The organism is Micromonospora sp. NPDC047753, assembly GCF_040642735.1.
Lineage (GTDB): Bacteria > Actinomycetota > Actinomycetes > Mycobacteriales > Micromonosporaceae > Micromonospora.
Map to the genome: position 1 here is coordinate 31,952 of NZ_JBEYSL010000003.1, position 13,491 is coordinate 45,442.

At 71.4% G+C, this 13,491-nt stretch carries 14 protein-coding genes and 1 pseudogene; 10 read left to right on the forward strand and 5 right to left on the reverse strand.

Features of this window, described 5'->3' with window-relative positions:
• Window positions 1-44: 44 nt before the first annotated feature.
• Window positions 45-488, reverse strand: a complete 444-nt coding sequence (locus ABZ749_RS00610) for an XRE family transcriptional regulator (RefSeq protein WP_091394342.1) — start codon at window positions 486-488, stop codon at window positions 45-47.
• Between the two features lie 264 nt (window positions 489-752).
• On the opposite strand from ABZ749_RS00610, the gene ABZ749_RS00615 reads away from it, so the two are divergent.
• From ABZ749_RS00615 to ABZ749_RS00645, 7 genes are all read left to right on the forward strand, one after another.
• Complete coding sequence (locus tag ABZ749_RS00615) at window positions 753-1,097, forward strand: hypothetical protein (RefSeq protein ID WP_110562608.1); 345 nt, start codon at window positions 753-755, stop codon at window positions 1,095-1,097.
• A 31-nt stretch (window positions 1,098-1,128) separates the two neighbouring features.
• Window positions 1,129-1,464 carry a hypothetical protein gene (locus tag ABZ749_RS00620; protein ID WP_357198029.1) on the forward strand — a complete coding sequence of 112 codons (336 nt, stop codon included), beginning with the start codon at window positions 1,129-1,131 and terminating at the stop codon, window positions 1,462-1,464.
• A 413-nt stretch (window positions 1,465-1,877) separates the two neighbouring features.
• A complete protein-coding gene (locus tag ABZ749_RS00625; RefSeq protein ID WP_357202766.1) occupies window positions 1,878-3,293 on the forward strand; it encodes a PhoH family protein in 1,416 nt (471 codons plus the stop codon).
• A gap of 278 nt (window positions 3,294-3,571) precedes the next feature.
• On the forward strand, window positions 3,572-4,249 hold the full coding sequence (locus ABZ749_RS00630; protein ID WP_357221191.1) for a lytic transglycosylase domain-containing protein: 678 nt from the start codon (window positions 3,572-3,574) through the stop codon (window positions 4,247-4,249).
• A gap of 106 nt (window positions 4,250-4,355) precedes the next feature.
• Window positions 4,356-5,009: a rhomboid family intramembrane serine protease gene (locus ABZ749_RS00635; RefSeq protein WP_355009440.1), complete on the forward strand. Its 654-nt coding sequence runs from the start codon at window positions 4,356-4,358 to the stop codon at window positions 5,007-5,009.
• Window positions 5,010-5,115: 106 nt separating this feature from the next.
• The gene (locus ABZ749_RS00640) at window positions 5,116-6,084 is read left to right on the forward strand and encodes an NAD(P)/FAD-dependent oxidoreductase (RefSeq protein ID WP_357221211.1); all 969 of its coding nucleotides are present in this window, start codon (window positions 5,116-5,118) and stop codon (window positions 6,082-6,084) included.
• A 65-nt stretch (window positions 6,085-6,149) separates the two neighbouring features.
• On the forward strand, window positions 6,150-7,817 hold the full coding sequence (locus tag ABZ749_RS00645; protein ID WP_357221195.1) for a hypothetical protein: 1,668 nt from the start codon (window positions 6,150-6,152) through the stop codon (window positions 7,815-7,817).
• 15 nt (window positions 7,818-7,832) lie between these two features.
• Here ABZ749_RS00645 and ABZ749_RS00650 read toward each other — a convergent pair whose 3' ends face one another.
• Together ABZ749_RS00650 and glpX are read right to left on the reverse strand one after the other, a co-directional pair.
• Entirely contained in the window at window positions 7,833-8,807 is a 975-nt protein-coding gene (locus tag ABZ749_RS00650) for a DMT family transporter (RefSeq protein ID WP_357202754.1), read from the reverse strand.
• Window positions 8,804-9,835: a class II fructose-bisphosphatase gene (gene glpX / locus ABZ749_RS00655; RefSeq protein WP_238661612.1), complete on the reverse strand. Its 1,032-nt coding sequence runs from the start codon at window positions 9,833-9,835 to the stop codon at window positions 8,804-8,806. The genes ABZ749_RS00650 and glpX overlap by 4 nt, the downstream gene beginning before the upstream one ends.
• A gap of 159 nt (window positions 9,836-9,994) precedes the next feature.
• Here glpX and ABZ749_RS00660 point away from each other — a divergent pair, with 159 nt between their 5' ends.
• Together ABZ749_RS00660 and ABZ749_RS00665 are read left to right on the forward strand one after the other, a co-directional pair.
• Window positions 9,995-10,642 (forward strand): DUF4245 domain-containing protein, encoded by a 648-nt coding sequence (locus ABZ749_RS00660; RefSeq protein WP_357221198.1) that lies wholly within the window; start codon window positions 9,995-9,997, stop codon window positions 10,640-10,642.
• 206 nt (window positions 10,643-10,848) lie between these two features.
• Window positions 10,849-11,694, forward strand: coding sequence for a hypothetical protein (locus ABZ749_RS00665; protein ID WP_357202747.1), 846 nt, complete (start codon window positions 10,849-10,851; stop codon window positions 11,692-11,694).
• 43 nt (window positions 11,695-11,737) lie between these two features.
• On the opposite strand, the gene ABZ749_RS00670 is transcribed toward ABZ749_RS00665, so the two are convergent.
• Together ABZ749_RS00670 and xseA are read right to left on the reverse strand one after the other, a co-directional pair.
• The gene (locus ABZ749_RS00670; RefSeq protein WP_030328827.1) at window positions 11,738-11,959 is read right to left on the reverse strand and encodes an exodeoxyribonuclease VII small subunit; all 222 of its coding nucleotides are present in this window, start codon (window positions 11,957-11,959) and stop codon (window positions 11,738-11,740) included.
• 45 nt (window positions 11,960-12,004) lie between these two features.
• A complete protein-coding gene (gene xseA / locus ABZ749_RS00675; RefSeq protein WP_357202769.1) occupies window positions 12,005-13,171 on the reverse strand; it encodes an exodeoxyribonuclease VII large subunit in 1,167 nt (388 codons plus the stop codon).
• On the opposite strand from xseA, the pseudogene ABZ749_RS00680 reads away from it, so the two are divergent.
• A pseudogene (locus tag ABZ749_RS00680) lies at window positions 13,074-13,491 on the forward strand (hypothetical protein); the annotation flags it as partial. The gene xseA and the pseudogene ABZ749_RS00680 sit on opposite strands and share 98 nt — an antisense overlap.

Consider the following 13,491-nt stretch of genomic DNA (forward strand, 5'->3'; position numbering starts at 1 on the left):
CAAACGAATGAACCTGACCAGGCGTTCTTTCGCTATCTGAGGAACTAGCCTGCCTGATTGCCCCTTTTTCGGACATCGACCGGCAGCGTTGGGCGGTATGCGAGGTATCTGATGGTTTCCCGGATGTGGAACTTCTCCGCGTCCGACACCTGCGGATCGACCAGACGGCGCAGCAGCGCCTCCACGTCGGGGTCCATCGGCGGGGCGGCCTGGCCGGTGCGGGGGCCGGCTGCGGCGCGGTCCCAGCCGAGTGCGGCGAAGGCCGCGGCAGGGTTCAACCCCAGGCCCTCGCAGAAGGCGACCACCCGTTCGGCCTCCGGGTCGCTGGCCCAGTCGCCCCGGACCCAGCGGTTGATGGTCTGCCGGGAGACGCCGGTGCGCCGGGACACCTCGGTGCCGCTCCAGGCTCGGGTCGCCCGCGCCTCGTCCAGGGCCCGCCTGACGAAGGTGGCGAAGGCGATCTTCCGCGCATTGGCCGTCTCGGTCACTCCGTGACGGTACGACCAGCCGGCTACAGGTGCGCGCCCCGGCTCGCCACTGTCACGCGGACGTGACGAAGGGTTCGGATTTCCGGTAAACGAGTCAGTGCCACTGTTGAGGGGTGTCACGCGGGCAGAATAGATGAACGTCGTGGCAAACGTAAGCGGACGAAAAGCTGATACTGTCACGCCCATGGGACAATCTACGGTGTGTCACGTGCATGAGACGATTGGTGCTCACATGCGTCACGCCCCCGGTGCCAGGGGGTCGTGGTGACCGAGCTCGCCACCCGCGCCCAGGCCTTCGGGCTGATCGCCGAGGGTGTCGCCGCGGGGCTGACCGCCCCCTGGCGCCTCTATCTGGCCCGAGGCTGCCGCTACCTGTCGCTGAGCGTCGGTGATCGTGCCGAGTGGAACGCCTGGCGTACCCATCTCGGCTGCCCGGAGCTGAGCGTCCGGGTCTACGACGCCGGCGGCGAAATCCGTCGGTCCTCGATGGCCGAAGTCGTGCTGGACGGCTGCCGGATCAGCGTCGAGCTGGTCGAGGAGGTCAGCACCGACGACCTGGACCGGCTGCTCGTCGCCGACCCCACCACGATCGAGCCGGAGGAGCGATGACCTGGCGTCCCGGCTGGGCCGGAGCTGCCCGATGAGCCCGTTTCTCGCTGTGTTCCTCGTCCTGGTGCTCGGTGCCACCAGTTACGCGGCCGGCCGGCTGCACGGGCAGCTCAGCTACCGCATCGGCTACCGCTTCGGTTACCGGCAGGGCTACTTCGACGGTGACCGGGGCGCCTGGAACCGGCGTCGTCGGGACGCCCAGGCGGCGATCGCCTCGGCCCTGTCGGTCTCGCCGGCGGGCGTGGTCCGCACCGCCGGTGCTGTCGAACGCCCCGGCACCACGTACACCGGCTCGTCGTTCAGCGCGCCGGCCGCCCCGATCACCGGGCGGCACCCGACCGGCACGCTCGTCCGACGTACCGGTTGAGGTCGGTCGGCGGGCCTGCCCCGCCGACCGGCGCCACGAGCGCGGTGCGTCGTCCGCGGCGGACACGCACCGTCGGGGCCACGTCAGACCGGTGACGGTGGCCCCACCGGCCGGGATGCGCGCAGGGGGCATGCATCCCGGCCGGGTCCGCCGCGTGCGCGACAGTGCCTTTCGACTGGTGCGGGCGTCGACGGAGCGCTGTTCACGAGCGCGTCTTGGGAGATCCACGTTCGGCCCCTAGCCGGGAAGGTCCGGCGGGGCTAGCGTCTAGGCATGGCACGGGGTTCTCCCGAGCCAGCCGGTCCGCCCGGATCTGCGACCTCGCGCATGGGGTTCCGCATCCGACCCCGTGTCCCCGGGCACCGGAGGAGGCGGAACACGGGTGGCGGGTGCCCATCCGTCGGAGCAGGCCTGTGACGACTCGCCGTACCATCGCCGGTGCCGACCAAACCCCGGCCGCGACTGCCACGCCCCGCCGAGCCACCAGGAGCCGCCGTTCGGCGGCCGCCGCGCCGGCCGACCCCAAGGAGCCACGACCAGCCGGCCAGGCCTTTGTCCTGGACACGTCGGTGCTGCTCTCCGACCCGGCGGCGTTTCACCGGTTCGCGGAGCACGAAGTGGTGCTGCCTCTGGTGGTCATCACCGAGTTGGAGGGAAAGCGGCACCATCCGGAGCTGGGCTGGTTCGCCCGGCAGTCGCTGCGGATGCTCGACGACCTGCGGGTTCGGCACGGCCGACTCGACCGCCCGGTGCCCGCCAACGACGTCGGCGGCACCCTGCGGGTGGAGCTCAACCACACCGACGACGGTGTTCTGCCGCCCGGGTTCCGCAACGAGAGCAATGACGCCAGGATCCTCTCCGTCGCGCTCAACCTCGCCGCCGAAGGGCGGGAGGTGACCCTGGTCAGCAAGGACATGCCGTTGCGGGTCAAGGCGGCCTCGGTTGGACTGCGCGCCGACGAGTACCGCCACGGCCAGGCCAGCGACCCGACCTGGACCGGCATGTCGGAGATGGAGTTGAGCGAGGAGCAGATCGGCCAGTTGTACGCCGGCGAGACGCTCGACCTCGACGAGGCGGCCGGGCTGCCCTGCCACACCGGTCTGGTGCTGCACTCGGGGCGTGGCTCCGCACTCGGTCGGGTGCTGCCGGACAAGTCGGTACGTCTGGTTCGGGGCGACCGGGAGGCGTTCGGGCTGCACGGCCGCTCGGCCGAGCAGCGAGTCGCCCTCGACCTGCTGCTGGACGAGTCGATCGGGATCGTCTCACTGGGTGGCCGGGCCGGCACCGGCAAGTCGGCGCTGGCGCTCTGCGCCGGGCTGGAGGCGGTGATGGAGCGCCGCCGCCACAAGAAGGTGATCGTGTTCCGCCCGCTCTACGCCGTCGGTGGCCAGGAGTTGGGCTACCTGCCGGGCTCGGAGTCGGAGAAGATGTCGCCGTGGGCCCAGGCGGTCTTCGACACGCTCGGCGCGGTGGTGCACGAGAACGTGCTGGAGGAGGTCACCTCGCGGGGCATCCTCGAGGTGTTGCCGCTGACCCACATCCGCGGACGCAGCCTGCACGACGCCTACGTGATCGTGGACGAGGCCCAGTCGCTGGAGCGCGGTGTGCTGCTGACCGTGCTGTCCCGGATCGGGCAGGGCTCCCGGGTGGTGCTCACCCACGACGTGGCCCAGCGGGACAATCTGCGGGTCGGCCGGCACGACGGGGTGACGGCTGTCATCGAAGCGCTCAAGGGTCATCCGCTCTTCGCGCACGTCACCCTCAGCCGTTCGGAGCGATCTCCGATCGCGGCGATGGTCACGGACCTCTTGGAGGACATCCCGATCTGACGGGTAATAATGGGGGCTTTTGTCCGCATTATCGGTGTGGCGCAGATCACAAACTGCCTGGTTGGTTTCCCATCAGCCTCACTGTGCGCAATCGTGTCCCACGAGCGTCCACGCACCACCGGAATCGTTGGTGATCGAACGTCGCGAGACGGACGACATCGGCGAAGGTCGGTGCGTCGGCGCGACCGGCAACCGGTCGGGGCGCTCGTGGCACGGCTGACGGTCCACCTGTGGTCTGCGCCGCGCCGCGTCCTTGCTCCCGACGAAGGGACCACTTCGTGAGTCGGCTGTGGAGCCGGTTGGGCGCCCGTACGGCTGCTGTCGCGCTGCTCTCCGTGGGCGTTGCCGGTGGCTTCTACCTGGGCGAAGACCGGGAAACCCAGCAACAGGGTCTGACCGAGCAGGTCAGTCTCGAGGTCGACCGGGCCGACCTCGCGTACCAGCGCGAGCGGCAGGCCGCCCACCAGGTGCAGTTCTCCAAGCAGCGGGCCGCCGAATACCAGGCCAAGCTGCGGGCGAAGCAGGCCGCCAAGGAAGCCGCCGAGCGGGCCCGCAGGGCCGAGGCCGCCGCGGCGTCCCGTAAGCGCGAGCGCGCCGCCGCCAACGCACCCGCCAAGCCGTACGACGGGCCGATCCCGGCGTCCTGCGCGGAATACAGCGGCAACCGCAAGGTCGGCTGTGCCCTGATGATCGACAAGGGCTTCGGCATCGCGGAGTTCCCCTGTCTGGAGAAGCTCTGGACCAAGGAGAGCGGCTGGAACCACAAGGCCAACAACTCCTCGTCCGGCGCGTACGGCATCCCGCAGTCCCTGCCGGGCAGCAAGATGGCCTCGGTCGCGTCCGACTGGCGCACCAACCCGGCCACCCAGATCATCTGGGGGCTCGGCTACATCAAGGGCCGGTACAAGACGCCCTGCGGCGCCTGGACCTACTTCCAGAACAACGGGCACTACTGACGGCTCTCGAAGGCGGGGCGGGTGGCTCTCCACCCGCCCCGCCTTCGCGCGTACTCGAACGGGACGTGAGTGGCGGTCGGCCGCTTTTGCTGATAGCAGTTGTGGAGTGACCCTGCACCCGTCAAGCGGCGACCCGTTCCGGTTCGGCACCGAGGCGTTCTACGCCTCACTCGGCCGGGCGTTCGTCGCCATGTGCGCGGTGGTCCCGTTCCTCTTTCTCATCGAGGCCGTCGACCAGGGGCTCGCGTTCGGCCTGGACGCCACCGCCGGCATCATCCCGCAGCGCATCGAAGGGCTGGACGGGGTCTTCTTCTCCCCGTTCCTGCACCACGGCTTCGACCACCTCTACAGCAACAGCATCCCGCTGATCCTGCTGGGCACCTTCGTCCTCGCCGCCGGCGCCCGCCGGTTCCTCTGGTCGACACTGGTCATCATCCTGGTCAGCGGCCTCGGTGTGTGGTTCACCGGCTCACCCAACTCGGTGGTGGTCGGCGCCAGCGGTGTCATCTTCGGCTACCTGGGCATCCTGCTCACCCGAGGCATCGTCGAGCGCAGCTGGTGGAACTTCGCGGTCTTCCTCCTGGTCGGTCTGCTCTACGGCTGGCAACTGGTCGGCATCCTCCCCACCGACGAGCGGATCTCCTGGCAGGGGCACCTGTTCGGCCTGCTCGGCGGGGTGGTGGCGGCGATCCTGTTCCGTCGGCGGCGACCCGCACTGGGCGGCCCGGACTACTCGGGCTCCACGCTCAGCCTGCCCTGAGGCGATTCTCCGGCGCGCCTCTGGGACATGCTTGCCCGACCGTCGCCGCCCGCTTACGGTCGAGATCAGCAAGCGTTGATCCGTGAGCGGAAAGCGACGGTACGCCATGCGCGAGGTCGATGTCGCCGTGATCGGGGCCGGTCCGGCCGGCCTCTTCGCCGCCTACTATGCCGGGTTCCGCGGGCTGTCGGTGGCGGTGATCGACGCGTTGCCCGAGCCGGGCGGCCAGGTCACCGCCATGTACCCGGAGAAGCTGATCCTCGACGTCGCCGGCTTCCCCGCGGTCAAGGGCCGCGACCTGGTGGCCAACCTGGTGGCCCAGGCGGCACCGTTCGATCCGCAGTACCTGCTCGGCACCCGGGCGGAGAAGCTCGCGTACGCCGACGGCCGCCCGGTGCTCGGCCTGGCCGGTGGCGAGCAGTTCGCGTGCGGCGCGGTCGTGGTCACCGGCGGGCTCGGCAGCTTCAGCCCTCGGCCGTTGCCGTGCGCCGACGGCGCCCCCGGCTCGGGGATCCTCTACTTCGTCACCGAGCCGACCGAGCTGACCGATCGGGACGTGCTGATCGTCGGTGGCGGCGACTCCGCGTTCGACTGGGCGCTGGCGCTGCAACCGTTGGCCCGGTCGGTGACCCTGGTGCACCGCCGGGAGAAGTTCCGGGCCCACGCCTCGACTGTCGCCCGGGTGCTCTCCCTGCCGGTGCGGGTGGTGGTCAACGCCGAGGTCACCAGGCTGCTCGGGGACGGCGCGGTGACCGGTGCCGAGGTGACAGTGCGCGGCGGCGCGACCGAGACGCTGCCGGTGGACGTCGTGGTGGCCGCCCTCGGCTTCACCGCCGACCTGGGCCCGCTCGCCGAGTGGGGGCTACGGCTGGACCGCCGGCACATCCTGGTCGACAGCGCGATGGCCACCAACCTGCCCCGGGTCTTCGCGGCCGGCGACATCACCGAATATCCGGGCAAGGTCCGGCTGATCGCCACCGGCTTCGGTGAGGCGGCGACGGCTGTCAACAACGCGGCAGTGGCCATCGACCCGAGCGCACACCTCTTCCCCGGGCACTCCTCCGACGCCGGCTGAGCGTCGGTATCTGACCCAGACCGACCCGAGTCCGGATCGAGACTGGTCGACCGGATCCTGAGAGGATGACGGGTCCCGAGACACCGCGGGACGGCGCGCCCACCACGCTGTCCTGGCTCTGCCACCCCGCAACCCTGGTCGCGCTGGTCCTGCTGCTGGTCAACGACCATGTGCTGAAGGTGGCCTTCCCTGGCCCGGTGACCGGCAAACTGAGCGACGTCGCCGGCCTGGTGCTGGCACCACCGCTTGTCGCGGTGCTGCTGACTCTCCTGGTGCCACGGCTGCCGTCCCGGGCCGCCGCGCTGGCCGGCCTGGTCGCGGTGGGTGCCGGGTTCGCGGTCGTCAAATCCAGTGGGTACGCCGCCGAACTCGCCTCTTCGGCCTGGACCGTGCTGGCCGGGCCGTCGCTGGTCCGGGCCGACCGGACCGACCTGCTCACCCTGCCGGCGCTATGCCTGTCCTGGTGGAGTTGGACGCGGTCACGTCGCCGCCCGGTGCGCCGACGGACCGCCCGGCTGGTCCGGTTGCTGGTGGTGCTGCCACCGGCGGTGCTGGCCGTGGCAGCGACCAGTGCGATCCACTACCCGTACGCGGTGGGCACCGCGATGCTCGACGGCCAACCGGCGATCTCGGTCGGCAGCGGTTACAGCGCGTCGGACTGGCCGACCAGCCCGTCGGACGGGCAGTGGGCGGTCAGCGATGACGGCGCGACCACCTGGCGGCCCGCCACCGATGACGAGAAGCAGCGGCTGTCCCGCCAGGAGACCGGGCAGCAGCAGGCGTGCGCTCCGGATGAGCCCCGGCGTTGCTACCGGGTCGTCACCGGGCACCTGCGGGTCGAGGAGAGTGACGACGCCGGTGCGACCTGGAGGGTGGCCTGGGAGGTGCCCGACGAGCAGCGGGAGGAGTTGGCCCGCCGGTCGCCGAACCCGGGCGATGTCCAGCGCCACTTCGCCTCCCGCGACCTGGTCGTCTACCCCCATCCCGGGGGCGGTCACGAGGTGCTGGTCGCCAACGGCCGGGACGGGTTTCTGCGCCGCCTGCCCGACGGTGCGTGGCAGCGCGACGGGTTCCTCTTCAAGGAGGGGCAGAGCGCCATGTCGTGGACCGATCCGCCCCGACTGGGCGGTGGCGGGCCCGGTGACCGCGGGACGGACCTGCTGCTCGCCGTCGCGTTGGCGCTGACTCTCGGCTGCGCCGTCGCCGCGCTCGCCGGTCACCTGGCTATCCGCCGTGGTGGAGGCCCGCGCTGGTGGGGGATCGCTGGCAGCGGGGCACTGCTGGTGGCGGGCATCGTGCTGGCCGCGGCGTGGGAGCGTGACGACGACATGCTGGCGTTCATGGCCGTGCCGTTCGTGCTGGCGGTGGGCGTCCTCACCGCGGTGGCCATGATCGTTCGAGCCTCCTACCAGGGTGCTCTGCGTCAGTGGATCAGGTGGGTGATCACCGGGCTTCTCCTCACCGCGTTCCTGGCCGGGCTGCCGCTCGTCGGTTGGCTGTACGGCACCCCGTCGCGGACCCGGTTCGCGGTGGCGATCGCCCTGCTGGCCCTGGTGCCGGGCGTGCTGCTGGCCACCCGGATCGCGGGGCTTGTCGACCCGGCCCGCGCGTTCGAGCGCCGGTACCCGCCGCGCCCGCACTATGCGCCCTATCCGCCGTACGGGCCCTATCCGCCTGCGCCCTACCCCGCGCGCCCGCCGACGGTGCCTGATCCGCCCTACCCGCAGCAGTGATCCGGCGGGGGCCGGTCAGCGGCGGGGGGCGGGCGGCGCCAGCGCGGCGATCAGCACCGCCACCATTGTCAGCGCGGCCCCGAGCAGGGTGTTCACACCCGGGTGCGAGGCCGCTGTGGGGAGGATCAGGTCCAGCAGGACCGCGCCCACGATCTGCCCGGCGATGGTGGCCAGACCGAGCAGCAGCACACCCGTGAAGCGCACGATCGCGGCGGCGATCGCGATGAACACGATGCCGATCGGGCCGCCCAGGTAGAGCCACGGCTCGGACGGCAGCTCACCGCCGGGCCAGCCGCGTACGGCGATGTCGATCGCGAACGCGACGAGCAGGGTGGCGGTGCCGACGGCGAAGTTCACGAGCGTGGCGGTCAACGCACTGTCGGCCGCCGCCCGGACCCGACCGTTGACGGCCTGCTGCCAGGCGATACCCACCCCGGCGAGCAGTGGTAGCAGGGCCAGCGCCAGCGCGCCCAGGTCGCCAAGACGGTCGCCGACCGCCAGGCCGACCGCCAGCACGGTGAGCACCGCTCCGGCCAGCCGCTGCCGGGTGACCGGCTGCCGTCCGGTCGGCCCGATTCCGGCCCGGTCCACGGCGAGGCTGCTGCCGGTCTGGCCGGCGACCACCGCCACGGTGAAGACCGCCACGCCCAACGTGCCGATCGTGAGGCCCTGGGTGGCCACCAGGAAAGCCCCGCACATCCCGCCGAGGCACTGCCAGGGCCGTAGCGTGCCGGTCCGCAGGGCCCGCCGCGTCGCGACCAGCCCTCGCCGACCACCGGGGGTCGCGGGCACCAGCACCAGCAGCACCAGCAGACCGATGCCGAACGACACGACCGCGGCGGCGAAACCGTCGTCGAGGCGTACCCCCAGCTCGCCGTTGATGCGCGACTGCACCGCCACCGCGACCCCGGAGGCCGACGCCAGCGCGACGCCGGTGATCCGGCGGGCGGCCGACAGGGTCTGCGGGGTCGCCGTGTCGGCGGCTGTCACTCCTGCTCGGCCAGCGGACGACCGTCGAAGTCGACGGCGGAGTAGAGCGCCAACTTCTCCAACCGGTGGTACGAGTCGATCACCCGGATGGTGCCGCTCTTCGAGCGCATCACGATCGACTGGGTGTACGCGCCGCCCGCCCGGTAACGCACCCCGCGCAGCAGGTCGCCCGAGGTGACCCCGGTCGCCACGAAGAAGCAGTTGTCGCCGGTGACCAGATCATCGGTGCCCAGCACCCGGTCCAGGTCGTGCCCGGCGGCGATCGCCTTCTCCCGCTCCTGCTCGTCGCGCGGCCACAGCTTGGCCTGCATCGCACCGCCCATGCACTTCAGCGCGCACGCGGAGATGATGCCCTCCGGGGTGCCGCCGATGCCCATCAGGACGTCGACGTCCGACTCGCCCCGGGCCGCCGCGATCGAGCCCGCGATGTCGCCGTCGGAGATGAACCGGATCCCCGCCCCGGTCCGGCGAATCTGCGTGACCAGGTCGTCGTGACGGCTCCGGTCCAGCACGCAGACGGTCACCTCGGAGACGTCGGTGCCCTTGACCTTGGCGATCCGGCGCAGGTTCTCCGCGACACCGGCGTTGATGTCGATCACGTCGGCGTACGCGGGCCCAACAGCGAGCTTCTCCATGTAGAACACGGCGCTGGGGTCGAACATCGCACCGCGCTCGGAGACGGCGAGCACCGCCACCGCGTTCGGCATGCCCTTGCTCATCAGGGTGGTGCCGTCCACCGGGTCGACGGCGACGTCCACCTCCGGGCCTGTGCCGTCGCCGACGTGTTCGCCGTTGAAGAGCATCGGGGCGTTGTCCTTCTCGCCCTCGCCGATCACCACCACACCGCGCATCTGGATCGAGTTGATCAGCTTGCGCATCGCGTCGACCGCGGCCCCGTCGCCGCCCTCCTTGTCGCCCCGACCGACCCAACGGCCGGCAGCCATCGCTGCGGCCTCGGTGACCCGGACCAGGTCGAGGGCAAGGTTTCGGTCGAGATCCTGTGGGATCCGCGTCCTGGTGTTCGTCATGACGGCTACTCCTCCTCGCGACGGTGCGGGGACGACCGGTGGCGGGGAGGCCCCCACTGCCGGCTTTGTCGCTGATCCTCACACGATGGCCGACCGGGCGTCGGCGCGGGGCGGTGATGGCCTGGATACCGCCGGTCGGGCGGCTGCGAAGATAACGGGGTGGAACCCGCACAGCCTGCCGACCGCGTACCCGCCGACAGCACGCCGCCCGACGGTCAGCCGCCGGCCGACGTCCCCGCCGGCCGCAGTGGTGAGCCCGCCGCGACCGACCCGACCCCAGCGCCGCCGGCGGTGTCCGGCAAGTCCGAGCGGTCGCCGAAGGACATGGCGATCTCGCTGCTGGTGCTGCTCGTCCCGATCGCGCTGCTCCTGGCGTTCTACCGGGGATTCCTCGGCGGCGACCAGGCCACCACAGTCGATCCTGCGCCCGCCATCGAGCAGGCACGTTCGGCGAACGTCTTCCCGGTGAGCCAGCCGCAGGGTCTCGGCGCCGACTGGAAGACGGTCAGCGCCCGCTACCAGACCGTCGAGGGCGGTGCGAACCTGCGACTCGGCTACCTCACGCCGGAGGGGCGGGGCGTCCAACTGCTGCAGAGCAGCGTCCCGGCGGACCGTCTGCTCCCCGCCGAGCTGACCAGCCAGGGCCAGCCACAAGGCCCCACCGAGCTGGCCGGTCGCGCCTGGCAGCTCTACACGGCCCGGGGGAACCAGCAGGCGCTGGTCCTGCTGGAGCCGACCCGCACGGTGATCGTCGTCGGCGACGCCCGGGACAACGAACTCCGCGAACTGGCCGGCTCGCTGCGCTGACCGGACCCGGTGGAATGGCCCCGTCGGCGCTGAATCTGGGCAACTGGCCCGAAGGGTGATTGTCCGACGCGTCGACAGGGAAGAAGGAGGGGGTGATCCGGGCGCGTTGCTCGGCCCGGGTCGCGCGACGCAGCCGACGGTGCTGCTGCGTCGCCGGAGTTTCCGGCGCCGTCCAGGCCGTCGGGTGACCCCCTTGGGAGACACGTATGACTGTTCGACGACTCGGCGCCGGCCTGGTAGCCGCCGCTCTGATCACGCCCGCACTGGCCGCCTGCGCCAGCGGAACCGGCACCGCCGGATCGACGCCGTCCCCGACGGTGAGCGCGTCCGGGACGGCGAGCCCGTCCGGTGCTCCGGTCGCGGGCGACGCCAAGCAGGCCCTGCTCGACTCCACCAAGGAGATCAGCAACGGGAACTTCCGGTTCACCCTGGCCGGCGCCGGCTCGACGGCGGAGGGGCTCGTGCACCAGCCGAGCCAGAGCGCGGCGATGAAGATTGCGATCGGTGGCCCCTCGTCCGACCTGGCGATGAAGCTCGATGTGATCCACTTCAAGCCGGACAGCTGGGTCAAGCTGGAGCTGAGCGGCCCCACCGCCAACAGCCTGCCCGCCATCAAGCAGCTCAATCTCGGCAAGTACCAGCACCTCGACCAGACCCGGATCAAGGGCAACCGCAGCCTCGGCTTCGACTTCGAGAAGGTCGACCCGGCCGGCAGCGCGGTGCTCACCCAGGGCATCACCGAGGTGCGCAGCACCGGCACCGGCGCGTACGCCGGCACCATCGACGTCACCAAGGCCGCCGAGGCGGGCTCGTTGAACGCCGCCACGATCGCCGCGCTGGGCACCCAGGCGAAGACCGTCCCGTTCACCGCGAAGGTCGACCCGCAGGGCCGGCTCAGCGAGCTGGTGCTGCAGTTGCCGGCCGCCGGGCAGACCACCGCCCAGGAGATCAAGATGACGTACTCCGACTACGGTGCCGCCACCGCCGCGCAGAAGCCGCCGGCGGACCAGGTCGTCGAGGCGCCGGCCGAGCTGTACAGCCTGTTCAACTGACGTGCCGAGGTGGGGCGGCTCCGGCCGCCCCACCGGCGGTCGGTCAGGAAGCGGGCTCCTGCCGGGCGGCGTCGATCCGCGCCCGCGCACCATCCAGCCAGCGTTGACAGATCACCGCCAGCGCCTCGCCGCGCTCCCAGAGGGCCAGCGACTCCTCCAGGGACGTGCCGCCGGCCTCCAGCCGTTCCACCACCGAGGCCAGCTCGGCGCGGGCCTGCTCGTAACTGAGCCGCTCGTCCGGCCCGGCCTTCGTGTCATCAGTCATCGCGTTCATCTCAGCACACCATTCCCCACCGTGCCGCGTCGCCACTCAGCCATCGACAGTGGCGGCCAGCTCGCCGTCGGCCAGTCGTACCCGCAGCGGGTCGCCCTTGCCGACCTCCGCCGCCGCGCGGACCACGTGGCCGTCCGCGCGCTGCACGATCGCGTACCCCCGGTCGAGGGTGGCGGCGGGGGAGAGGGCGCGCAGGCGGGCGAGGGTGTGCCGCAGGTCATCCTCGGCGGCCCCGAGCCGGTGTTCCAGGCAGCGGCCGGCCCGCTGACGCAACGCGGTCAGCTCGGTCGCCCGATGCTCCACCATCACCTGGGGTCGGGCCAGCACCGGTCGGGAACGCAGCCCGTCCAGCCGGTGCGTCTCCCGGTCGACCAGGTTGCGCACCGCCCGTTCGAGTCGGTGCCGGGCCTGACCGATGAGGCGTACCTCCTCGGTGAGGTCGGGGACGACCCGCTTCGCCGCGTCGGTCGGGGTCGACGCGCGGACGTCGGCGACGTAGTCGATCAAGGGCGCGTCCGTCTCGTGGCCGATCGCGCTGACCACCGGCGTACGACAGCCGAACACCGCGCGACAGAGCGCCTCGTCGGAGAAGGGCAGCAGGTCCTCGATGCCGCCGCCACCCCGGGCGATGATGATCACGTCGATGCTCGGGTCGGCGTCCAGCACCTTGAGCGCGTCGACGATCTGTGGCACCGCGGACGGGCCCTGCACTGCCACGTTGACCGTCCGGAACTCCACGGCCGGCCAGCGCCGCCGGGCATTTGTCAGCACGTCCCGCTCGGCCGCCGACGCGCGACCGGTGATGAGCCCGATCCGGCCGGGCAGGAACGGCAGTCGACGCTTGCGGGCGCGGTCGAAGAGCCCTTCGGCGGCGAGCAGCTTCTTGAGCTTTTCCAGTCGGGCCAGCAGCTCCCCGAGCCCCACCTGACGAATCTCGTCGGCCCGCAGGCTCAGCGTGCCCCGGGCGGCGTAGAACTCGGGCTTGGCGTGCAGCACCACACGTGCGCCCTCGCGTAGCTCCGGCGCGCCGGAGTCCAGGACGTCCCGGTTGGTGGTGACGGTCAGGCTCAGATCGGCCGATGGGTCACGCAGGGTGAGGAAGACAGTGCTGGCCCCGGGGCGGCGGCTGATCTGCGCCACCTGCCCGTCCACCCACACCCAGCCCAGCTTGGCGATCCAGGCCCCCACCTTCTGGCTGACCACCCGTACCGGCCAAGGCTCCTCAGCGCTGCTCGCCCCGCTGCCCCCGCCGCTGGCCCCGCCGCTTCCCACTCGCCCGCCCTCGCTCACCCGCCCACCCTACGGACCTCCCCCGCCTGGCCCGTCGATCATGAAGTTATTGCCCTCCGTGCCGGCGTGTCGCAGCAATAACTTCATGATCAACGCAGGGATGGGTGGGGCGCGGGCCGGTGGCGGGTGGAGGGGTGGCACGTACGATGGGGTGGTGACTGAGGCTCAGGCGACTCACCGGACCGGCAAGCGCGTGCTCCTGGCCAAGCCCCGCGGCTACTGCGCGGGTGTCG

Coding starts and splice junctions, on each gene's coding strand:
- ABZ749_RS00640 (WP_357221211.1), top strand. CDS start 5,116: ATGCGCGAGGTCGATGTCGCCGTGATCGGGGCCGGTCCGGCCGGCCTC.
- ABZ749_RS00620 (WP_357198029.1), top strand. CDS start 1,129: ATGAGCCCGTTTCTCGCTGTGTTCCTCGTCCTGGTGCTCGGTGCCACC.
- glpX (WP_238661612.1), bottom strand. CDS start 9,835: ATGACGAACACCAGGACGCGGATCCCACAGGATCTCGACCGAAACCTT.
- ABZ749_RS00665 (WP_357202747.1), top strand. CDS start 10,849: ATGACTGTTCGACGACTCGGCGCCGGCCTGGTAGCCGCCGCTCTGATC.
- ABZ749_RS00645 (WP_357221195.1), top strand. CDS start 6,150: ATGACGGGTCCCGAGACACCGCGGGACGGCGCGCCCACCACGCTGTCC.
- ABZ749_RS00670 (WP_030328827.1), bottom strand. CDS start 11,959: ATGACTGATGACACGAAGGCCGGGCCGGACGAGCGGCTCAGTTACGAG.